General features: G+C 65.1%; 14 protein-coding genes. 2 read left to right on the forward strand and 12 right to left on the reverse strand.

Annotated elements, in window-relative coordinates; translation table 11 throughout:
* Window positions 1–419 precede the first annotated feature (419 nt).
* The 8 genes from JFB92_RS12085 to JFB92_RS12120 form a co-directional block, all read right to left on the reverse strand.
* Window positions 420–1,673, reverse strand: a complete 1,254-nt coding sequence (locus tag JFB92_RS12085) for an IS701 family transposase (RefSeq protein ID WP_199038593.1) — start codon at window positions 1,671–1,673, stop codon at window positions 420–422.
* A gap of 173 nt (window positions 1,674–1,846) precedes the next feature.
* Window positions 1,847–2,701: a hypothetical protein gene (locus JFB92_RS12090; protein WP_199038596.1), complete on the reverse strand. Its 855-nt coding sequence runs from the start codon at window positions 2,699–2,701 to the stop codon at window positions 1,847–1,849.
* On the reverse strand, window positions 2,662–3,111 hold the full coding sequence (locus JFB92_RS12095; protein WP_199038598.1) for a hypothetical protein: 450 nt from the start codon (window positions 3,109–3,111) through the stop codon (window positions 2,662–2,664). The genes JFB92_RS12090 and JFB92_RS12095 overlap by 40 nt, the downstream gene beginning before the upstream one ends.
* Before the next feature lie 23 nt (window positions 3,112–3,134).
* On the reverse strand, window positions 3,135–3,767 hold the full coding sequence (locus tag JFB92_RS12100; protein WP_199038600.1) for a hypothetical protein: 633 nt from the start codon (window positions 3,765–3,767) through the stop codon (window positions 3,135–3,137).
* 116 nt (window positions 3,768–3,883) lie between these two features.
* Window positions 3,884–4,381 (reverse strand): hypothetical protein, encoded by a 498-nt coding sequence (locus JFB92_RS12105; RefSeq protein ID WP_199038602.1) that lies wholly within the window; start codon window positions 4,379–4,381, stop codon window positions 3,884–3,886.
* A gap of 214 nt (window positions 4,382–4,595) precedes the next feature.
* Window positions 4,596–10,991, reverse strand: a complete 6,396-nt coding sequence (locus tag JFB92_RS12110) for an RHS repeat domain-containing protein (protein WP_199038603.1) — start codon at window positions 10,989–10,991, stop codon at window positions 4,596–4,598.
* A gap of 46 nt (window positions 10,992–11,037) precedes the next feature.
* Window positions 11,038–14,580: a LamG-like jellyroll fold domain-containing protein gene (locus JFB92_RS12115; RefSeq protein WP_199038606.1), complete on the reverse strand. Its 3,543-nt coding sequence runs from the start codon at window positions 14,578–14,580 to the stop codon at window positions 11,038–11,040.
* A 65-nt stretch (window positions 14,581–14,645) separates the two neighbouring features.
* Entirely contained in the window at window positions 14,646–16,154 is a 1,509-nt protein-coding gene (locus JFB92_RS12120) for an FG-GAP repeat domain-containing protein (RefSeq protein ID WP_199038609.1), read from the reverse strand.
* Window positions 16,155–16,815: 661 nt separating this feature from the next.
* Here JFB92_RS12120 and JFB92_RS12125 point away from each other — a divergent pair.
* A complete protein-coding gene (locus JFB92_RS12125) occupies window positions 16,816–17,469 on the forward strand; it encodes a ribonuclease FAU-1 family protein (RefSeq protein WP_199038612.1) in 654 nt (217 codons plus the stop codon).
* Window positions 17,470–17,505: 36 nt separating this feature from the next.
* Here the strand turns inward: JFB92_RS12125 and JFB92_RS12130 are convergent, their stop codons facing one another.
* Together JFB92_RS12130 and JFB92_RS12135 are read right to left on the reverse strand one after the other, a co-directional pair.
* Window positions 17,506–17,709 carry a DUF397 domain-containing protein gene (locus JFB92_RS12130; RefSeq protein WP_199038615.1) on the reverse strand — a complete coding sequence of 68 codons (204 nt, stop codon included), beginning with the start codon at window positions 17,707–17,709 and terminating at the stop codon, window positions 17,506–17,508.
* Window positions 17,706–18,560, reverse strand: coding sequence for a helix-turn-helix domain-containing protein (locus JFB92_RS12135; protein ID WP_199038619.1), 855 nt, complete (start codon window positions 18,558–18,560; stop codon window positions 17,706–17,708). Before JFB92_RS12135 ends, JFB92_RS12130 begins: the two co-directional genes overlap by 4 nt.
* Window positions 18,561–18,672: 112 nt before the next feature.
* Here JFB92_RS12135 and JFB92_RS12140 point away from each other — a divergent pair, with 112 nt between their 5' ends.
* Entirely contained in the window at window positions 18,673–18,993 is a 321-nt protein-coding gene (locus JFB92_RS12140) for a hypothetical protein (RefSeq protein ID WP_199038622.1), read from the forward strand.
* A gap of 21 nt (window positions 18,994–19,014) precedes the next feature.
* On the opposite strand, the gene pknB is transcribed toward JFB92_RS12140, so the two are convergent.
* Window positions 19,015–20,925 carry a Stk1 family PASTA domain-containing Ser/Thr kinase gene (gene pknB, locus JFB92_RS12145; protein ID WP_199038625.1) on the reverse strand — a complete coding sequence of 637 codons (1,911 nt, stop codon included), beginning with the start codon at window positions 20,923–20,925 and terminating at the stop codon, window positions 19,015–19,017.
* Between the two features lie 68 nt (window positions 20,926–20,993).
* Window positions 20,994–22,265 carry a serine/threonine-protein kinase gene (locus JFB92_RS12150; protein WP_199038628.1) on the reverse strand — a complete coding sequence of 424 codons (1,272 nt, stop codon included), beginning with the start codon at window positions 22,263–22,265 and terminating at the stop codon, window positions 20,994–20,996.
* Between the last annotated feature and the right edge of the window lie 9 nt (window positions 22,266–22,274).

Raw genomic sequence — 22,274 nt, forward strand, 5'->3', positions numbered from 1 at the left:
CCTCTACCCCACCGAATGGGCCGAAACACTCAAAGCAGACTTGAACCGCGCCGCCGAACAAGCCGAAACCGACCGCGCCCGGGCCGCCGCACGCGCCGCCCGAGACAAAGCACGAGCACGCTTCACCACCGAGACCACCAACAGCAGAGCAACCGCTCATGCGACCACCGGGATCCAAGCACCGGAACCGACACCCGACCCCGGAGGCGAACCGGAGCCCGATTCCGTATCCCCCCGCACTGCCAGCAGTCTCGAACCGATCCCGTTCTTACTCCGCCCGTCGCGGGAGAAGCCCGCGGCGGAGAGGCGATAGACCATCGCAGCCCGACCGGGAACACCCGGCGGACCCTTCCCCGTGTCCCCGGCACCGAACACGAGCCCTGAACCGCCGGTTAGTACGGCGGCGGAAGTTCGTGATGTCATGACGGCTGGTGGTCGCCTCGTCGCTGGTAGTGGGATCGTCGGGCTTGTTCGTTGTGGTCGCATATCCATTCTGACCAGTGGTTATGGAACTCGTCGGGGTGGACGGCCCTGGTGATCTCGCCGTAGAGGCGGGCGAGGCCGGTCAGGGTGAGACGGCTGCCGAGCGTCGCAGCGCTGCGGTGAGCAATGGCGGTCGCGCAGGCGGCGAACAGGGCGAGGGTGATCCAGCGGCGGACGGAGGTCCACTTGCGCATCTGGTGCTCATCGAGCCCGAAGCAGCCCTTGGCGTCCTGGAATGTGGTCTCAATCGGCCAGCGGAGCCCGGCGACGCGGATCAGCCGGGCCAGGCCGCCGGTCGCGCGCTCGGGCAGGTAGGTCAGGTAGTAGGCGTACTCGTCTTTGCGGCGGTTCCAGCGGACCAGGAGTCCCCGCTCGCCTTCGGCGCCGCTCGAGTCAAGGGTGAGGTAGCCCCAGGCGTACCAGCGTTGTCCGCGCGAGCCGGCCCCGGCGCTGCGAGTCGACCAGTTCCGGGTCGGAATCTCTTCGGCGAGGTAGTCGACGCGCTCGGCCTCGATCGCCGGATCGACTTGCGCCTGGTGGTCTTTGCCGACTTCGAGCACGTAGGCGATGCCTGTGGTCTCGGCGGTGCGCCGGAGCGGCTCGCTGCGCCCGTATACCGCGTCACCGGCCAGGGCAGTCGGGACCTCGCCGGCGGCGACGCGGCGGGCCAGGATCTGCTCGGCTTGGACGAGTTTGGTGGCGAAACCGATCGAGTCCGGGACCCCGGCCTCGGCCATCCGCTCCGGGTCGCTCGTCCAGGACTCGGGCAGGTAGAGCTCGTAGTCGATCAGGAAGCGTCTCTCGGGGGTGGCCCAGGCGGCGAAGACAGTCACGGTCGCGTTCTCGATCCGGCCCGCGGTCCCGGTGTACTGGCGCTGGACGCCGACGGTGTGCTCGCCTTTCTTGAGGTCGCCGGTCTCGTCGAAGACGAGCACCCGCTCGGGGGCGCAGGCGATCTGATCCCATGCGGCTTGGGCGGCCCTGTCGCGGACGGCGTCCTCGTTCCAGGCGCCGTCGTTGAAGAAGTGCTGGAGCCGCCACGGGTCGGCATGTCCGGCGTTCTTCGCGATCGACCAGCAGTTCTTCCGGGACAGGTCGGCCTGCATCCCGGCCACGGCGTCAGCGGCCAGGCGGCGGGACTCGATCCGACCGAACAGGCCCGCGCATGAGCCCAGCAGTTCGGCGGTCACCTCACGGACTATGCTCACCGCAGCGGCTGCCGCTGTTCTGTTTTCTTGTGTCACAACCTGAATGGTGAACCGGCAGCCGCGCCCATATCCGCTGAATCCCTTGCGTCCCAACCGGTTGGACACGACCCCAAACTGTCGTCGAATGTCACGCAAGTGACACCCCCACATACACGCTATGGCGATGTTGCGACTGGACCTGCGCATGCATGGTCGCTGTCCACGAGCCATCCGAGGAACTCGGTGAACTGCTCGAGGGCATCGTTGTCGGGAAACCAGTCGGGGGCATGCTCGCCGGGCTGACCTTCGAGGAGGCTGCCCTGGGCGTGGTAGGTCTCCTCGAATCTGAGGATGTCCCCGTAGCCATGGCAGTAGCTGTCGCCGCAGGAATCCTCCTGCATGAGGAACCTGATCAGCCGTAGGAGCCCTTCGTCATACGAGCGGGCGCCGTCGAGCGTCTCCCGCGCCGCCTCTTGGGCCCTGGCGAAAGCCGCAGCGGGCCTTGATGGCAGCGGTCGGCCGAGTTCGTTGAACAGCTGCGGAATGAGGGTGTGGATCTCTGAGCGGTCGTCTCGCCGCAGACACGCCAGGTCGATCAGCGCCGGTGACAGCATGCCCTCCGCGAGCGCCTCGGCAGCAGCCAAGGGCACATCTGCCCTCGGTTCGAAATCGTAGAGGAAATCCTCCGCAGCCCTGGCCAGCGCATCCATACGGACACTATCGATGACGACAACTGCACGGTCAAGGCAGTTCCCGCGGGCCTGGTCGTCAGTTGATCGTCGAGGATCGCCGCCACGGCATCCCTCACCAAAAGAAGCAAGGCGGCAACCAAACGTCACGACATCACGAACTTCCGCCGCCGTATTAGGAACCGACCCCGACCTTCCAATTCGCTCATCATCGCCGTTTATCCAAAGCCCGATCAAATTACCATTAAGGACTGGATCTTCGATCTCTTCAGGATGCCCGGCCGAAGTGAAACAAGCCACCATCAGGCCGAGCAAGGCAGGTAGCACCGAAAGACCGAGCATCCTGTTTCCATCAATTGCCTATGGCGAAACTCAAATCCATGAATGGTTCCGGCATACACAATAAACACGATAAGCAGAAACGGAGTCTCCCAAATTTCTCCAAGGTCAATTTCTCGCGTCATTGCAAAAACAATCGAGAATACTCCCATTAGGAAATAAGGAGCAAGCTGTATACCCAAGGCAAAATTAGGAACTTTCGGTGCAGCAATTCGAATCGCTAGGAGAGGCAACAGGACACTCAAAACCACTACCGGAACGAAAATAATCGTTGCGTATCCTACCGCCTCAAGAATCTCACTTCTACTCAGCAAGTGCCCCTCTGTGGATAGTTCTAGGACTAGAAGAACTGCGCCAAACTCGATCGTGAATACAATCGGCCAAAGCAGAAAGAATCTCACGCTGGTCCACATCAGCGAAAAGATGGATCCGGTCCTCAAATCTCCACCACCCAGTGTTCTGAATGATGAGTCAATGGAGACAAGCCCCAACCTGAAGGACCTGACTCATCGAGCTCAACCAGGGTGCTGGCATTGCCGAGACGATCGTACTGCGTCACAGTCATTGATGGATACGGATCTCCAGCGGAGCCAATCCAAAGGTGATCATCAGCGAACCGTATCGAAGTACTTCGATTAATAGCTGGTGGGAAATCATCACGAACCGATTGCTTTGCATCAATCGCGAACGCCCCCTGAAAGAAGTACTCGTCCGAGTGCATCATGTCATTTGAAGTCGGAGAAACACTGTTGCTCTCGAAACAGCATCCGAGCTCCAGATCACGGGCATTATGACACTGTTCCTTGGTACAACTTTGACCGACAATAACGGTAATCTGTCCAGTCTTGGTATCCCAGAATATTCTGGCTTTGGTTGTAACACCTAGCTCACTAGTATGCCCTCTTCCGTCTCCATATCCACACATCCAGTCCGAGGCCCAATCACTGCAGATGCCAATGGTTTCCGAGGCGATAAAATAGTCTATGGAAATAACCCCATAATCATAATCATAATCATAATCATAATCATAATCACCAGGAACAATCATATCGTCATACTGTTCGGTCATGCAATGACCGCCGTCTGGAAAAAGCCACACACGCTGCCGCCCTAATATGAATGGTGCTCCAACCTCATCAACGAGGGAACCGTTGCTCCAGTCGCGCCTCACCCTGTTGAAGAACATCAACCCGGGTCGACCCTGGGTACGCCGTGGCCCCGGATAGAGCCCATTCGGTTCCTATATTGTCGCGCCATTAGGAGATGGAGAATAAAGACCACGACAAACTGAGGAACCAGCAGCAGTCCAAAAAGCATTCCCATCGTTCGGATCATAATGACGGCATACACACCCAGGCCTAGATAAGGGATGAAATGCATTCTTTTCGGAGAATTCATCTTGAATCGCCGTTCAGAGACAATAGCACATGGCAGAATCACGGTCACAATACCGACCATAAGCGCCCCACCGGCAAGATACAGAATCGGCCAGAATTCGTTCGAAAACGCCTCTCCACTCTCCTTTGGCGGAATCAATCCAATGGCAATTAGAGGCAGTGGAACGATTGCGAATTCCACGAGTGTCCAAGTCCATAGGTTCTTGAAAATCGAGCCGGAAAAGAACTTCCGAAGCGTGACAAAGCTGACATGTCCGCCGAAAAGTCTACTCTTGCGAATCACCATTATCTCACCGCCTTGCAACGATCTGTGCATACAAGAAACAGATCAGCAATATTGGCGCCTACAGTCGCCAAGGCAGGAAGGATAATCAATGGCATCGCTGCAATCCCTATCCTCAGAACGGGCCACAATAGGAAAAACTTCACTACGTTCGAAATCTCGAATTGCCTTGACCGATTTGGCGTTTTAGATTCGCCGACCACGGCTTGCTTTCGGTTTACCATGCGCGCACTACTTGATAGTTTTGGTTGCTGGTCGGGAACAATCCCCTAGGAATCTCCAATATGCCCGCTTCCTCATCAACATTTGCAATCACATTCGGATCCTGTCCAGACTGATACTGAACAATCGCCATCGACGGATATCTATCTCCAGAGTTGGCGACAAAGATCCCTCCATCACCGCTCTTGCTAAACCCGATACTCACAGTACGATTGATATCCGGAATAAACGGCCCAAAGCCTGGGTGTTCGACAGAAAAGGATTCCGACGCGTTGACCTCGAACGAGAATCCACTCCATTGGTCAACGCCGCCTTCAGGACCAATTTCGGAGCACCCGACCCTAAAATAGCATCTCTGATCAGTTTCAATACTTCCGACTTCAACACTATTGTCGTCTTCACCGCAATCGAAGCATGAGTCACGGGCGTCGTAGCAATCCCCCCAATCTGCGCAGGTGTGGTCTGAAATAATCGTGACTTGACCGGTTTCAGTGTTCCAGAATATCTTGACTTTAGTTTCTTCAGTCGGATCAGTACTCAGCCCACGTTCGTTGCCATGCAAACCTGGAGTGTCAGCGGAAATCCACATGTCGATCATGATCGTGCCCTTTCCTCCCGGAACGATCATGTCGGTATCCGTCATCGTCGAGCAAGAACTCCCCTCGTGGAGATTCTGGCAATCCATGACGTCCTGTAGACCAGGATAGTCTTCTTCATTGGCACCGCCGCTCCCGCCATTTCCTGGCGCATTCTTTGGCCCGCCCTTTGATGGTGGCGTCGGGTCCTTAATCGCCCAATCGCCGCCTCCACCGGGACTGTCGGAGATGTTCCATTTGAGGCCGGTGGGGTCGGTGAAGGTGACCGGTGAGTTGTTGGAGTAGGCGTAGCCGTTGAGTTGTTGGGCGTCGGTCAAGTCGGCGATGGGGTCGACGGAGAGGAATCGGCCGGTGGCGGGGTTGTAGTCTCTGGCGCCGATGTGGGTGTAGCCGGTGGGGTCGATGGTGCCGCCGACGTAGCCGACTTGGGACAGCCAGAGGGGGTCGCCGTCGGCTGCGGTCGTGGCCGTGTGGAGGTTGTTGCCGTAGGGGTCGGAGTAACGGCGGGTCACGTCGCCGGTCTGGCAGTCAAAGGCGAGAGTGCCGGTGCCGTGGTGGTCGGTCAGTTGGATTTGGGCTTGGTCACCGCTGGATTCGACCCTGGTGGCGCCGCCGGGCAGGTCGACCGTGCGGGTCGAGTCCAGGGCCCCGGTGGTCTTGTCGAGGGTGAGTTCCACACCCGCAACATACAGCGTGGCGGACTCCTCGCTGGAACGCATAACGCGGTTGCCGTCGGCGTCGTAGGAGAACTCGATGGTGCCGTTCTCGGCATCGCCGCCGACGGCGCCGGTGCTGGAGGTGGCGGCGCCTTCGGTGGTGATCGAGTCGATCTTGCCGCTGGCGTTCCAGGTCATTTCCTGGCTGAACCCGGTGGTGGAGGTGACGGCGGTGGTATTGCCGGTCGGGTCGTAGTCATAGCTGGTCGACTCGCCGGTGTCGGTGTCGGTCACCGTCTCCAGGGTGTGGGCGGTCTGGTTGCCGAAGGTGTAGTCCCAGGTGTGGTCGTCCCCGGTGCCGGTGGTGTCGTGGACGGTGAGGCTGGTGCGGTTGCCGGCGGCGTCGAAGGTGAACGACTGCCAGTATGGTGCGGCCCCGTCGGTGCCGGTGGTTTCGGGCCCGCCGGTGCAGGCGGCCGAGTCGGCGCCGGGCCCGGCGGTGGTCCAGGCTTCGGTCAGGCGCCGCAGGCCGTCGTAGGCGTAGCATTCAGCTTGGCGCTCAAGGTTCTCGGCGGTCGGGCCGTCGATGATCGAGAGGACGTTGCCGGCGTCGTCGTAGTCGTAGGAGACTTCGGACAGGCTCCCGGCTCGGTCGAACGCTTCGGTCCAGGTCTGGGTGAGTCGGTTGGCCTCGCCGTAGACCCAGGTCTGTTCGAGGGTGGTCGCGCTGGTCGGGTATTGGGCACTGGTGGGCAGGCCGTCGGGCCGGTAGGTGAGGTTGTCGGCGTAGGTGCCGTCGTTGCCGTGGACGGCGGTGATGCGGCCGAGGTCGTCTCGGTCGTAGACGACCAGTTCGCTGTCGAGGCCGCCGACGGCTCCCCAGGTGCGGCCGCTGGTGGTGCCGTCGAGGTAGTAGTCGGTGCTGGTCCCGTAGGTCCCGGCCAGGTCTCCGGCGGCTTCGCCGTCGATGGAGACGTGCTGGCGGATGGGTTGGTAGTCCCAGTTGCGGATGTTGGTGACGCTGGTGATCTTCAGGTCGTCTTCGTAGGCGACCGAGCCGGTCTCGTAGCCGATGTAGGCGGTGTCCCAGACCCGCCGGGTCAGCTGGGTGCCGGTCTCGGGCTGGCCCTCCCACGTCTCGACCACGCGGTTGAGCTCGTCGTAGACGGTCGAGAGGGTCTGGCCGCGGGCGTCGGTGGTGGCCGTCAAGTTGCCGAGCACATCGTAGGCGTAGTCGGTGGTGCCGGTGTCGGGGTCGACCGCTTCGGTTTTGCGGCCGCGTTGGTCGTATTCGAACGACCAGGTGTTGTCGTCGAAGTCGGTGACGGTCTCGAGGTTCCCGTCCGGGGTGTAGTCGTAGGTCGTGGCCTGGAAGTCGCCGACCGGCTCGTGGCCGAGGTATCGGCGCAGTTCGGTGGTTTGGTCGCGGGCGTCGGTGTAGGTGGTCGTGGCCGTCCCGCCGTCGGGGGCGGTGACGGTCGTCTGCCCGGCCCAGTACTCGGTGCTGGTGCGCCACAATTCCTGTCCGGCCTCGGCGGTGATCGCATCGGTCGTCCGGCCCAGATCGTCGTACTCGGTGATGGTCTGAAGGTCGACTTCGCCGGAGTCGACCAGCAGCACCGTCCCCTCCGGAGCGCCGGTCGCGTAGTAGGGCTGCCGGGTCTCGGCGGTGCGGCCGAGGGCGTCGTAGAGGGTGTCGGTGATCAGCCGCCCGCCGTCGGGGCCGGTGGTCTGGGTCTGGCGGGAGCGCAGGAGCCCGTCGAACAGTTCGATGCTCTCGATGGTGTCCGGTCCGTTGCCGACGATCCGTTCGGTGGTCACGGTGGTCGGTGCGGTGTCGGAGATCTGGTAGGCGAACCGGTAGTGCGGTACCTGGGACGGGGAGGGCATCCACGCCTCGGTGACTCGCCCGAGGGTGTCGTAGACCTGTTCTGTGGTCTGGTCGTTGGGGTCGGTGACCGCGGTCGGCAGGTGGCGGATCGGGTCGAACACGGTGGTCGTTTCGTGTCCGAGTGGGTTGGTGACCGTGTTGCTCGTGTTGCGTCCGGCGGTGTCGGTGTAGGCCGTGGTCGTAGTGTTCCCGGCCGCGTCGGCGACCGTCAACGCCCGACCGAAGCTGTCATAGGTAATCTCGGCGGTGGTCACATAGTCGGCGTTAGTCCCGTCGTGGGATTCGAGCTCGGCGACGCTGGTGACCAGGCCCTTGGTCGGGGCGGTCCCGTAATCGCCGCCGTCGAAGCTGGTGCGCACGTCCGAGATGACATCGGTGGCGCGGTCGGGGATAGATCCGCAGGCGACGGCGACGGTCTCGACCCGCTTGGTGTAGTCGATCATCCAGTCGTCGCTGTTGCGAGCGTATTCGTAGCGGGTGCAGCGGTTGTCGGCGCTGGTGGAGCTGTCACCGAAGTCGTCGACTGTGGTGACCAGGCCGTAGGTGGCGTCCCAATCGGAGTCGGTGGTGGTGCGCCGCCAGGTGCCATCGGCCTCCAGCGCTTCGCTGCGGGTGGTGTTGGCTCGGACGAACGCGGCGGTCAGCTCGCCCCAGTCGTGGGTGTCGGTGGCGGTCACGTGCCGCCAGTAGTCGCTGGAGGTCCGGGCGACTAGCTGGCCGTCGTTGAAGGTCAGCTGATCGAGCACGCGCCCGGAGAGCTGGTCGTAGTCGGTGTGGGCATGACCGAGTGCATCAGTGAGGGTGACGGTGCGGGTGCCCCCGTCGCCGTTGTCGTCGCCGTGCATGCCCTGGTAGTAGCGGGTGACCTGCTCGGTCTCCAGGGTCGTATTCGGGGCGCCGATCGTGGTCACTTCGCCATAGCCGCGCCACTCTGCCCAGGTGAAGGTGTCCTCGTCGCCGATGCCCTTGTACTGGGTGTGCCGCCAGGCCGGGTCGGCGTACTCATAGCGGGTGACCTGGTCGGGGCTGGCGCCGGTCCGGTCCGAGACAGTCACCTCGGTGACGGTGTACTTGTGGAACCAGTCGGTGATGTCCTCGTCCTTGGAGGAGGGTTCCCAGATCACCGGGAAGCAGCGCCTGCCGTTCGTCTCCGGGGTCGGGGTGTCGGTCGTGGCGCAGTCGTGCCCTGAGTAGATGATGTCGATCTGGCCGCCGGTGTCGGTGTAGACCGTGGCCAGGCGGGGCCTGATGAGCGGGGAGATGTTGTCGCCGGTCTCGTCGACCCGGTTCTCCTTCTGCACCGGCAGCAGCGTGGTCGGCGGCAGCGTGATGTCGCCTCCGGTGCCGGCGTGACCGGTGCGGGTGATCGCCTCCAGCCACAGGGTCCGGGTCAAATCGCCGTTGGACACCCAGGAGTGCTCGAGGGCCCACGAGTCGACGTTCTGGTAACCGGACTCGGTGTGCACCTGTGTGGTGATCCCGGTCAGGCGTTTGCGGGTCCAGAACGTCGGGGACGCTTGGGTGGCTTCGCATTCGGTACCGGGCTCGCAGTGTCGATCCCAGGGCACGTCGGGCCAGTCGGCGGCAGTGTCGTCGTCAAGGGCGCCGGGCGAGCAGTCCGAATCGGCGGCCGAGTCCAGGCAGCGTTCGGCCACGGTGAAGTCGACACGGGCCGGGGCGGTCGCGTAAGCGTCGTCGGCACGGAGGCCGTAGTCGATGTGGTCGAGGTAGCCGCCGCGGTCATAGGTGTCGCCGTCGACCTCGGTGTCGCCGTGGCGGGCATAGGCGTTGGTCTCGGTGTTGTAGTAGAAGGCCATGGCCGCACCGGTCGGGTCGACCACGTAGTCCAGGTTCCACCGCCACGCCTGATCGCAGTAGGCGTCCTCGAAAGTCGAGTCATAGCAAGGTTCGCCGGAATCGTCGCCGAAGACCGGAACCGTCCACGTTGAGTCGGTGACATCGTCACCGGAGGTGTGCCCGGGGAGCTTGTGGCGTCCGAAGTAGTACTGAGTGCCGTCGACCGTGGTCACCTTCCAGTACTCGCCGTTGTCATCGCCGTTGCCGGCGCCGGTGAGCCGTTCGACCCGCGAGCCGTCGTCACTGGAGATCCGCCACGTGTCGCCGTCCTTGACCAGGTCGCCGGAGGACCCGCCCAGGACGATGGAGGCGTTGTCGGTGGCCCAGCACTGGTCACCGGCGCCCGGCTCGTCCTCATGGCCGTCGTCGGCGCAGGACTGGTAGGACCGGGTGATGTAGCCCGGCTCGTAGGTGAAGCCCTCGCCGATCCACGAGCCCTGGTTGTTCGTCGCCGCCGTCCGGCCGTCAGAGGTCTGCGACGAATACGACAGCGTGATGTCCGGAGCGAGGCCACCGATGACTGGCGGGGTCTCGATGCCGTACGACCACTGGAACGCTCCTGAGGCACCGCCGTGCGACCATTCCGAAGACGGCGCGATCTCGGTCGCGGTGTAATCACCCTGATCGGATTCCTCACCAGCGGCCAGAGCGGTCACCGTCGTCGACGTGGTTGCGGTGGATTGGGCGTGCCCGACCGCGCCGCCGATCGTGCCGTGACCGTCGGCGCCACCCAGGAAGTTCCCACCACGGTGGCCGCCACTGGAATCGACGGTGTAGGTCAGGGTCTGCGCTTCGGCGTCGTTGACCGCCTCCAGCGGCTGCGCCCCGGACGCGCACCGGTCAGCGAGGTCGTCGACGCATTCGGGCAGGTCCCAGGCGGCCAAGCGTGCACCGTAGGAGCCGCCGTAATACGCGGCCATGGAGGTGTAGTCCACGCTGACTTCGATCTCGCCGCCGTCGGCGGCCACGGCCAGCAGGAGCCCCGAGACCCCGGCTTCCTCGGCTTCCGAGGCGGGAAGGATCCCGACTTCGGCACGATCGGGGCTGTGCTGGTCGACTGGCGCGACGGTGACCGGCAGGCCCCCGAGCTCGCCCGTTGCCGCACCCTCAGTCAGATCGAAGACCGCCAACTCGGCCTCGGGCCAGGCCGCCTCGACCGGGCCCTCGGCGGCCAGGCCGTTGCCGTCACGGGCCTCGACTTCAGCCTCGATCCCCTCGGCCGGGTCATCGGCGCCCGGTGCGGTGGGGACCTCGGCCAGGTAGGGCAGGTCGAGGCCACCGACGGCGAACCCGCCCAGCAGGGCCACGGTCGCGGCGGTCACGGTGAACCGGCGTCGAGCCGCGGCCAGACGGGCCCGGGCGTCCAACGGTTCCAGTCGGGGCGCAGACATCTCGGGGTTTCCTTCCCAAATCAGGGGTCGGGGAGCGGTCAGGGGGCTAGATCTCGGGTCGGTCACCCTGCGGGGCGATGGCCAGGCTCGCGATCACGGTCGGGTGGAGCACACCCGAATAGACGCGGACGTCATCGACCGCGCCGGCGAAGTACCCGCCGGTGTCGCTGTGTCCTACCTGGAGACCGCTGGTAGCGGTCCATGAAGTCAGCAGCAGGTCGTCGTCTTCGGCGACGGCCGCGGCCCCGTCCACGTACAGCCGCAGTTGGCCCGTGGTCGCGTCGAAGACCACCGTCAGCTCCTGGCCGTCGGCGGCATCGCTCGGTGCCAGGGCACCGTCAACGGTGATCAGGTCGGCATCGGCCTCGTCGGCGACAGCGGCTCGCAGCCGCCAGCACGCGTTGCCCTCGCCGTCGCAGTCCGGCGCATACACCACCTCCATCGCCGGGACGTTCGAACCCGGGATCGACAGGACCGTCATCGGCCCCGAGGCCGCATCGGTATCGATCCGGACACGAGCCGAGATCGAGAACGACCGGGCCGTACCGGCCACCGGATCGTCCACCGCGGCCGCACCGTCGACCCCGTCCAACTGCAGGTGCCCGTCGCCGACCAGCGCAGGATCGTCGAAATCAGGGTCGGCCTGGGTATAGATGTCCGCGCCGCCGGACAGGACCGCCTCGGGCCCGCCGTCGAATTCGGGCGAGCCGGTGTCGCCGACCGTGTTGAACTGCCACAGGCCCTGCCGGATGGCGGTCTGCCAGCCCAGCTCCTCAGCCTCGGCGGCCGGGACGACCCGGTCGAAGACCCGGACGTCGGCGATCCGGCCGGCGAACTGGTCGTCCCAGAATCCGCCGATGTTCGCCCGGCCGATCTGCACGGTCCCATCGCCCGACCAGGTCGTCTCACGCGCCGCCGAGGCGACCTCGGCGCCGTTCAGGTACAGGGTCATCTGGCCGGTGTAGTCGTCCCACACCCCGACCAGGTGCACCCACTGGTCCTGATTACTGGTCGTGACCTGGCCGCCGGTCGCCTCCCAGGAGGTGAAGGCGCCCACCGGCATGTCCGGCATCGACAGCACCCACTCGCCCGAGGTGGCCGAGGTCGACCGGTAACCCAAGATGAGTCCGGCCTCGCCGAGGCCGCCGTCGATCGAGGCGATCACGCCGTCGCGGGAGAGGTCGTCGACACGCGCCCACGCCGCGATCGCAGCACCCTGACCGGTCGGGGCCACGTCGTAGACACCGGTGTCGATGTAGGCATCGGCGGTGCCGTCGAAGGACGCGGCGGTCATCGTGCCCGGCCCGTCGGCACCGAAGATCACCCCGCCCCCGGGTGTGCCAGGGTTCGACCCGTCCAGGTCAGCGGCCTCATCTGAGCCTTCGTCGTCACCGAGGGCCCACACCCCTGCCGGGTCGGACGCCGAGACGCGGAAGGAGTACGAGTTCGACGCCGAGTTGCCCGCGGCATCGACTGCGACCACAGTGGCGACCTGGCGCCCCGGCACGGTCGGCAGGAACTCCACGACCGCATCGGCGCCCAGCGAGTCCAACGTGATCGTCCGAGGCCCTTCGTCGTCCTTGTTGAAGTCGACCTTGTAGGCGGCGATGTCGTCATCGGCCGTCGACAGCGTCAACTGTCCGAGCTGGCCGACCATCGGCACGATCGGATCCGGCTCCCCGTCCGAACCGATGGGGAAGTCGTTGCTAGACACGCTCGGCGGGTCAGGCACGGTCCCGTCATAGGTGAACCGACACCGGGCCGGCGCACCGGCCCAGGACCACGACGAGACCGCCTCCCCGTCGCTGGTCTGGGCGATCCACCCGATCGGTTCGCCCTCAGGCAGGTCCGGGACCCCTGAAGCCGTAGCCAGATCGAGGGTGAACTCCGAACCGGACGCCTTATACGACGACCACGGCGAGTACCACTGGTTGGCGCTGTTCGCACCCCACACCAGCCGGAACCGCATCCGCACCTGATCGTCATCCGGGTCGGTCCCGGTCGCGTGCAGCACCGGCCACTCGTTCACATACGAATCGGCGCTGATGGCATATGCACAGGCCGGGCCCGGGGTGGAGTACATGTCGTCCGTGTCCGGCTGATCGGGCGGGGTGTTGTAGTGGACACGCAGGTGCGCGTTGTTGCAGATCCGGATCCACCGCCGACCCTCGGTCTCATCCCAGTTCCGCAGCCGGACCGAGATCGTGGACTTGCCCGCATCGGCCCGGTCCTGGATGGTCGAGGTGATGTCCCACTCCATCGCGTGATCCGAGGACTTCGACGGCGTCGCGCAGGCATCATTGCCGGCCGGGGCCGGTGCGTCGGCCGTGGCGATCTCGGACCCGCCCGGCTGATTGTTCCACGTCGTCGACGAGGAGAACCCCGAGATCCGGTCCAGATCGATGTTGAACCCGGTCTCACGGTCATCGGAGTACCAGTTGTAAGCCACGGTCACGGCGAACTCGGCCGACATGATGTCCTTGCCCCGGTAGGCCGAGGTCGGCATCCGGAAGAACTGCCGCTTGATCGGCCCGTTGTCGGTCCAAGTGCCAACCCCTTCGTGGTCGTCCCACTTCCAGTACGACTCGCTCGGGTAAGCCTCGTCGACGTAGGCCCAGGCCGTGCGCAGCGAGTCGACGTACTCAGGGTCGATGTAGACCGGATAGACCGTGTCCGGGCCGGTCAACAGCTCCTGATCCGGGGTGAGCACGATCGACGTGCCGTCCCCGGACACACCGACCCCGGACACTGACCCGAACTCGCGGGCCGTGGCCTGAGCCACCGCCGAATCGGACAGATCCCGCGCCCCGACCGACGGGACCGCCTCGGTCGCCTCGTCCACACCCGACGAATCCCACATCACCGGCGCCTCGGCCGACAACCAAGCGTCGAAGGTGCCCGCATCGACCACGTCCAGGCCGCCCTCGGGTGTGGTCTCCACCGCGGAACCGTCCAACGTCACCGGCCACTCGATCGTTTCCAGCTCAGGCTGCTGCGCGGCCTCGGCGGTCCCCACCACCAGGGTGTGGGTGAACCCGGTCGGCAGTGCCCGCACTCGCAGATCCACCCCAGGCAGCACCTCGGCGTAGACGGCCGTGTCCCCCTCCAGGGACGGGGCCGGCAGCGTCCCGGCCCAGTCCAGGGTCATCTCATGCCCGTTCTTGGCGACCGTGACCAGCGGCTCGTCGCCGCCGGTCGAGAACCGCATCCGCACCGTGGCCGCGACCGGCCCGATCGAGCCGTCCTCGGCCGTCTCCAGGGTGGTGTCGATGTCGACCCAGGCCCCGTCGATCCAGGTCCGCACCGGCGAAGCGTACTCGTGGGCCACGAACGACCCGTCCGGCTGCGCCCACACATCCCGCTGCTCAGAACGCAACGCGAGCACCTCGACCGGTTCACCGGAGGCGGCCGCCTCCGCAGCGGCTTCAGCTTCCGAGGGTGCGACGCCGTCGGTCTCTTGCGCCGACGCCGTGGGGGCGTCGCCGTCCGCGTTCGACCACGGCCAGGTGGCCAAACCGGCCGTCAACACCGCCGCCAGTACCGCCACACCTGCCAGGCGTGCGTTTCGGCCACCTCGGTCACGTCGCATGAGGGTCCTCGTCTTCCGCGCAGTATCGGGCATCTCGGGGTCAGGGCTGGGATTCGGTGCGGGCCTCATGCCAGAACCGCCCCGAACGAGGCCACGTCGGCGACATCCAGACCGAAGTCGGCCGGGGTGTAGGTCAGGACCGGATCGGTACCGTCGGCGACGATGTTGTCCCACGGGACCCCGTAGACGGCCGGCGAAGCCTCGTCGGCGACTGTGACGAACAGGTGCGTGGTCGTCGCATGCACGACCGACCCGATCCGGCCCCCCTCGACCGGGTTCAGTCCCGCGCCTTCAAGGACCGGGCGGACCGCGTCGCCGCCCTCGCTGACTTCCTCTGTCATCGAGAACAGTCCGACCTCGCCGACATCATGTACGCCGTCGGCGTCTTCACCGGGAGATCCGACCGCCAACAGCAAGGTGTCGGTGCTGGTGTTCTGGTCGGGGGTGCGGTTGACCATCGCCACCGCCGCGCCGAACGCGTCCCCCGGCTCAGACGTATCGTCGGCGTTCCCATCGCCGTTCTGCGTGATGTTCCGGTACTCGGTGATACCTGAACCCGATGACCACACCACTGACGACAGCCCCGCGGTCATATCCGACCCGATCGCCTCGCCCGGTGTCCCGATCGCCAGCATCATCCGCGGATCGCCACCGGTCGTGGAGATGTAATCGACCATCTCCACACTGGCCCCGTACATGTCGCCGGTCTCCACCACCCCGGAGATCCCAGGTGTCGACTGATCCCACGCCTCGATCTGATCGGGCAGGCTCGAGCCGTCACTGTGGGAGAACAGATGCACCGTCCCCGCATAGTCGACCGACCCGATCGCCTCCCCCGGAGCGCCGACGGCGAACCCGGACTCCGATCCGGTCACCGAATACCCGTACAGGTCTCCGGGTTCGACAATCCCGACGACGCCATCCGATTCCTGATGGAAGTGGACCGCATCGTCCGGGGTGGCGTATATGACCAGACCCGACCCATCGGCAGGCGACCCTCCTCCCCCAATGCCCTCTCCGGGTGCCCCTACCACCAGGAAGGGTGTGCCACCCGATTGGGTTCCAGCCGCCAGGCTCCAACCGAATCGGTCACCAGGCTCGGCACCGGACCCGGTCCCGAACGAGTTCTGCGACCAGTTCTTGGCTGCTGTCGTGTCCAGCCCGCCCGGAGAACCTGGAATGAAGATCACGAGACCGGCGTCAGCGAGCGTATTGTGACTCCAGTCCTCGAAGGGCACACCGATGAACAGATCCGCGCAGCCATCGCCGTTCCAATCGGTCGAGTCCACCGCGTACCCGAACCGGTCCCCGGCCGCGGCATCGTTGTCAGGGACATCGGCCTGCGTGATTGTCTGCGTCGCACCATCGCCATAGGCGATGTGGACCATTCCCGAACGAGCCGCCGACCCCACGGTCGCGTCCGGGTCGGCGATCATCAAATCGGCCTGCCCATCGCCGTCGAAGTCCGACTCCGCCCCACCCTCGCACGACTGCGCCGCCGCCGGTACCGACGCTCCGACCAGCCCAATGGCGGCAAGCACCACAGTCACCAGCGAACGCACACCGATGCGCACGAGGCGAGGCCGAGAAGACATGGATCTGGCAGCGCTACCACCATCAGGATCGCGATGAACGCCGCCCGAAAACAGGGGCAGAAGAGGGCTCACAAGGGGGTCACTTTCAGTTGTCTTTACCAGGCACCCAGTCACCGACCAGGCTCGGTCAGGAAACCTAGCAGCGACCCCGAACCGCCGTCAACGGTCAGCCGATCTTCACAATATTACCAAAACAGACACTCGCGCATCGAAGACACATTGACAGTAGCCGATCTACATCATCCAGAGTACTCACTCCACAATGTCCGCGTTCTATTGAAAGCGCTGGCCGGTGACGCTGCAATGTCGACATCCACCCTGGGGATCAAACACCATCAAGGCCGACATCCGTCCAAAACATAACGATCCAATAACATCGCGGAGGGACGGTGTCGCTGATGCCCCTCACCGAGCCCGCCCCCGGAGAGCGGCGCAGCCACCGAGGCAGCCAACACCGGAGCAAAGACCCAGGTCCCCGACACACCGCCCAGCTCACCGTCTCCGACTTCCCTGACTTCGACCCGTCCGACTTCGTGGTTGGCTTCTCTCGGTTGTGGAGTGCTTGGCGAGGACGCCGCGCCGCTGGGCAGGGGAAATCCGTGTCGTGCGGCGGTCGGGCGATCGGGTTACGCTGCGTGTGATGAGCTTTCAAGTTGGCCAGACGATCGTTCACCGGGACGTCCACCGCGATGGGCGCATTCTCTCGGCGGGCGCGGCAAGGGTCCTCGCCGACGACGCCAACGGCATATCGACCTGGATCGCGGAAGGGTCACAGGTCATGTGGCAGACCACGTTCGATGGGAAGCGAACCCGCAAGCTGCCGGTGGACGAACTGGCCGTGGTGCCGACGATGCTCACCCCTCATCAATGGACCGATACCAACGTCCTGGCTTTCATCCCGCCAGACACTTCCCATTCCATCCTTTGGTTCTTCGACACCGACGGCGAATTCTTCGGTTGGTACGTGAACCTTGAGACACCGGCACAGCGATGGAGCGGCGGTCTTGACCGGTGGGACTTGGCGCTCGACATCTGGATCAAACCGGATCGGTCTTGGGTGTGGAAGGACGAAGACGAGTTCGCCGAGCGTACGGGGCACCCGGACTTCTGGACCGAAGCGGAAGCGGCCGCGATCAGGGCAGAGGGTGAACGGGCCATCGCTCGGATAGAGGCCGGGGTGTTTCCCTTCGACGGATCACTGACCGACTTCAAGCCAGAGCCCGAATGGGAGCCTTCGATGCTGCCGCCGCGATGGGACCAGCCCGTTGCAGGCGACCTTCCAGCGATCAACTAGCCGCGTGAAACAGCGGACTCGATCAGCTCCCGATCCTCAGCCGTTGAGGTGATTCGCCAGGGCGTTCCAGTCGGTGGTGTTGATCCACAGGGCCGGACCGGAAGCGCCCTCCTTGGAGTCGCGGATGCCCACCCGGTCAGCATCGCTGTCGGCGGCCACGCACACGCATTCGCCGCCCTGGTCGGCTGAGCGAGTGGCCTTCCTCCAGGTGAACCGGTCCCCGAACTCCACGACAGTCATGAATACAGCTCCTGCGACAGCTTCTTGATGAACCTCAAGCTGGCCTGCTCAGACAGGGCCATCTTGATGAGGTGTAGGTAGGCGTCATCATACTGCGTAACCTCTTCAGGTTCATCCAGGTAAAGCGCGCCCGTGAGGTAGTCGTGGTAGACGACGCCATACTCGGGGGCTATGGGAAATCGAAGGATGTAGAACGGCCCTGAGATGGCCGGATGCTCTCCAGCGCTGTCAGGCAGCACCTGGATCGTGATGTTAGGTTGCTTCGCCAGATTGGCAATGTGAGCCAGCTGTTCGCGCATGGTCCCGGGGCCGCCGACAGCGCACCGCAGCACTGCTTCGTGCAGTACAGCCCAGTACTCGACAGGCTCTTCCTTCGAAAGCAGTTCTGCCCGCGCAAGCCGAGCCTGAACATGGTCCTCTACGACATCGGCGCCCAATTTGCCTCGTCCGAGCATCGCCCGCGCGTACCTCTCGGTTTGAAGCATCCCTGGTACCGGCTGGAGCGAAACCGCTTGGATGGTCGATGCGTCGCGTTCCAAGGCGATCAGGTCCTCTACCGGCTGCCAGACCTCTGCTCGAGCCTCGCCCTTTGGGCGGCGTCGGCGCGAGCGCTTCGCCAGGTCTAGCAGCTCGGCCCGGCGGTCGTCTTCCACGCTGTAGATTTCGAGCAGCTTCTCCGCCAACGGGTTCGACATCGAGGAGACCCCGCCCTCGTAGCGAGACAGCGCGTTTGGAAATACCCCAAGGGCATCCGCGACGTCCTGCTGAGTCTTGCCGGATTCGCGCCGGAGTCGCTTCATCTCGGCACCGATGATGCGCCGAAGGGCAGTCGGCCCGCTTGGTGCGGCCATAGCCACTCCCATCAAGACAACACGTAGTTCATAACTTGTAAGTTCTATATTAATTGCTATAGTACATGTCACACGACTCAGATTCTACGCATGACGAACAGGGGAGCCTGCGATGGACACGAGCGAACCGACCGGGGACTTCTACGAGCGCGACCTCGCCTACGGCGAGGAGACCCTGGGCGAACTCTTCGAGCACGAGGCGTACACCCTCAAGATCACCCTCCCCCTCGGCCTCACCTACCGCGAGGCCGACACGCTCGCGCACCGGATCGTCATCGAGACCGCCGAACGCTACGACGGCGCCGCCGACTTCGGCATCCTCGGCCGAGAATTCGACAGCAGAGCCACCGCGCTCCTCAGCCGCAAACCGGGTACCACCGTCAGCGGCAGTCCCTACGCGCTCGACCGTCCGGTCCGACCGCCACGGGATTGATCCCCGGCGGGGTTTTCGTCATCAGCCGTCGTCTTCGCAGAGCGGCGGGGTGCAGGGGGTTTCATCGTCAGTGGGGGTCTCGTCGTCGCCTCCGCCGCCACCGCCGTCGTCCTCAGCGGCGGTGATGGTCACCGTGCTCCCCGGGGCCACTACATTGCCGCTGGTGATCGCACCGTCATCGTTCGAGACCGACTCGACCAGCGCTTCGGGGTCGTCGCCCTCGACGTTGACGGTCAGACCCTCGCCTTCGAGGGTCGACTGGAGCTCGCCGACAGTGGTCTCGGCTCCCCATTCCACGGTGATGCCCCTGGCAGTGATGGTGACCGTGGTGCCGTCGGGCTCGGTCGATCCGGCGCCGGGGTTCTGCTCGTAGACGACCCCCACGGTGCTGCCGCCGTCGTCGTACTGGACCTCGACTTCGAATCCCGCTTCTTGCAGTTGGTTCACGGCCGAGTCGACAAGGGTGTCCCTCACGTCTGGCACCTGCGACTCGCCGCCGCCGGAGACCGTCAGCGTCACCGTCGTCCCGGGGTCGACTTCTTCGCCGTCCACAGGATCCTGGCCGAGGACCTGGCCCTCGGGGGCCGAGCTCTGCTGCGGCTCGACCTCGACCTCGAGATTGAGTCCCTCCAGCGTCTCGGTCGCCTCGTCCTCCTGGTCCCCGACGACGTTGGGGACGGAGACCTGTTCGGGGGCCCGCAGGACCGTCAGGGTGACCGTGGAGCCCTGTTCCTCCTCCTGGCCCCCGGGCGGGTCCTGGTCGGTGACGCTGTCGAGGCCCTCGGCTTCGGAGGAGTCCGCGGTCTCCTCTTCGATTTCGACTTCGAACCCGGCCGCTTCGACGTCCTCCTGTGCGGCCTCGATCGGGTCTCCGACCACGTCCGGGACGGCCACCATTGTCGGCGCCGTGATCGCCCGCATGATGCCGAAGGTGCCGAGGCCGACCAGTGCTAGTGCGGCGATGATGCCGAGGGCGATCAGCCACGGCCGCTTGCGCGAGCGCCTCGGCTCGATCGGGGTGATCGGCTCGGTCGAGTCGGGGCCGCCGCCGATGATCTGGGTGCGAGCGTCGGCGCCCATGACCATGGGGGCCTCGACCGCCTCGCCGCGGGCGGCCCGCAGCAGGTCCTCGCGCATGTCCCCGGCCGACCGGTACCGGTTGTCGGGGTTCTTCGCCAGGGCCCTCATGACCACGGCGTCGACCGAGGCCGGGACGTTCGGGTTCAGCTCCGAGGGGGGCCGGGCGTCCTCCCGCACGTGCTGGTAGGCGACCGAGACCGGGTTGTCGCCGGTGAACGGCGGGTGGCCCACCAGCAGCTCGTAGAGCAGGCACCCGGCGGCGTAGACGTCGGACCGGGCGTCGACGGCCTCGCCCCTGGCCTGCTCGGGCGAGAGGTACTGGGCGGTGCCGATCACGGCGCTGGTCTGGGTCATGGTGGCCTGGCCGGAGGCGAGCGCCCGCGCGATGCCGAAGTCCATGACCTTGACCTGGTTGGTCTCCGACAGCATCACGTTGCCGGGTTTGACGTCGCGGTGGATGATGTGGTGCTTGTGGCTGAAGTCCAGCGCCGAGCACATGTCGGCGACGATCTCGCAGGCGGTGACGTAGTCGAAGCGGCCCTCGGCGAGCAGGACCTCCTTGAGGGTCCGGCCGCCGACGAACTCCATGACCATGTAGGGGACGCCGTGCTCTTCGCCGGTGTCGAAGACGGCGACGATGTTGGGGTGGTTGAGCGAGGCCGAGTTGGTCGCCTCGCGGCGGAACCGGGTGAGGAAGGACTCGTCGCGGGACAGATCGGAGCGCAGGAGCTTCACCGCCACATCGCGGCCGAGACGCAGGTCACGACCACGGTGGACTTCTGCCATCCCCCCGTAGCCGATGACCTCGCCGATCTCGTATCTGCCGCCGAGCAGGCGGGGCTCTGTCGTCACGTTCTACGTCCTCGTGTTCCGTTTCATCGCGGATTGATTCTAGTCGTAGCCGCTTCCCCGAACAGCCTCTATCGGCGGCACGCTGCCGGATCGAGGCAACCGTGTCCAGGCGACTCCCGGTCATCCGCGGTCTGGTTCTCAGACGGTTGAGGGGACGGTTCGGTTGCATCCTCTGTGGTCTCGTCCGTCACTTCGGACGTCTCGGTGTTATCCGAGGAACCGCCCTCGGGGTCCTCGTCGCCGCTGTTCTGCAGTACCAGCCACACCATACCGCCCACCAGGACCAGTGCCACGATGCCCACAAGCGCTGCCACGAGGGACTTGTTGACGCCGCCGCCGCTCGGGGCGGGCGGGGGCGAGCCGAGGTCGATCCGGCCCGGTTGGGGGCCGGGAGGCGGCTGCGGGCCGGGCTGCGGTTCGGCCACCGCGGCGGTGGGTCCGCCCATGCCGACCACGCCCGCGCCCTGCGGGAGCTGCTGCATGTTCGGCATCACCGAGGTCGGCGGGCGCGCGGTCAGCGCGGCCCGGGCGGCCGAGGCCATGTCGGTGCCGGTGGAGAACCGGTGGGCGGGGTTCTTGCTCATGGCCCGCTCCACGAACGCCCTCACGCCCGGCGGCAGGTCCGGCGGCAGCGGCGGGGCGGGAGTGCGCACGTGGTGCAGGGCCAGTTCGATCGGGTTCTCGGCGTCGAACGGGCGCTTGCCGGTCAGCCCGTGGAAGGCGACCACGCCGAGCGAGTACATGTCCGAGGCCGGCAGCACGCCGGTGCCCTCGGCCTGCTCGGGGGCGATGTAGGAGGCGGTGCCCATGACCGCGCCGGTCTGGGTCAGGTCGCCCGACGCTCCCGAGCGGGCGATGCCGAAGTCGGTCAGGACCGCCCGGCCGTCCGAGGAGCGGATGAGGATGTTCCCGGGCTTGATGTCGCGGTGGATCACGCCGTGGTCGTGGGCGTGCTGGAGCGCGTCGGCGACCGCGGCGACGATCGGCATCATCTGGGCGGGGTCGATCCGGCCCCGCTGGGAGATCATGTCGTGCAGCGACGTCCCGTCGACGTACTCCATGACCAGGTAGGCGGTGGTGTCGCCGCTGGGCAGCTCGGCTTCCCCGTAGTCGTGGACGTTCACCACGTTCGGGTGCGAGAGCGCGGCGACGGTCTTGGCCTCGGCGGCGAACCGCTTGGCGAAGCCCGGCTCGTTCAGCAGGGACGGCAGCAGGGCCTTGACGGCCACTTCCCGCTCCAGGACGGTGTCTTCGGCCCTCCAGACCTCGCCCATGCCGCCGACCGCGATGCGCGAGGCGAGGCGGTAGCGCTGCCCGAGGCGCATATCGGGGCTCAACACGGCGTGCTC

Origin of the sequence: Glycomyces salinus, from assembly GCF_016428645.1 — a bacterium.
GTDB lineage: Bacteria > Actinomycetota > Actinomycetes > Mycobacteriales > Micromonosporaceae > Glycomyces > Glycomyces salinus.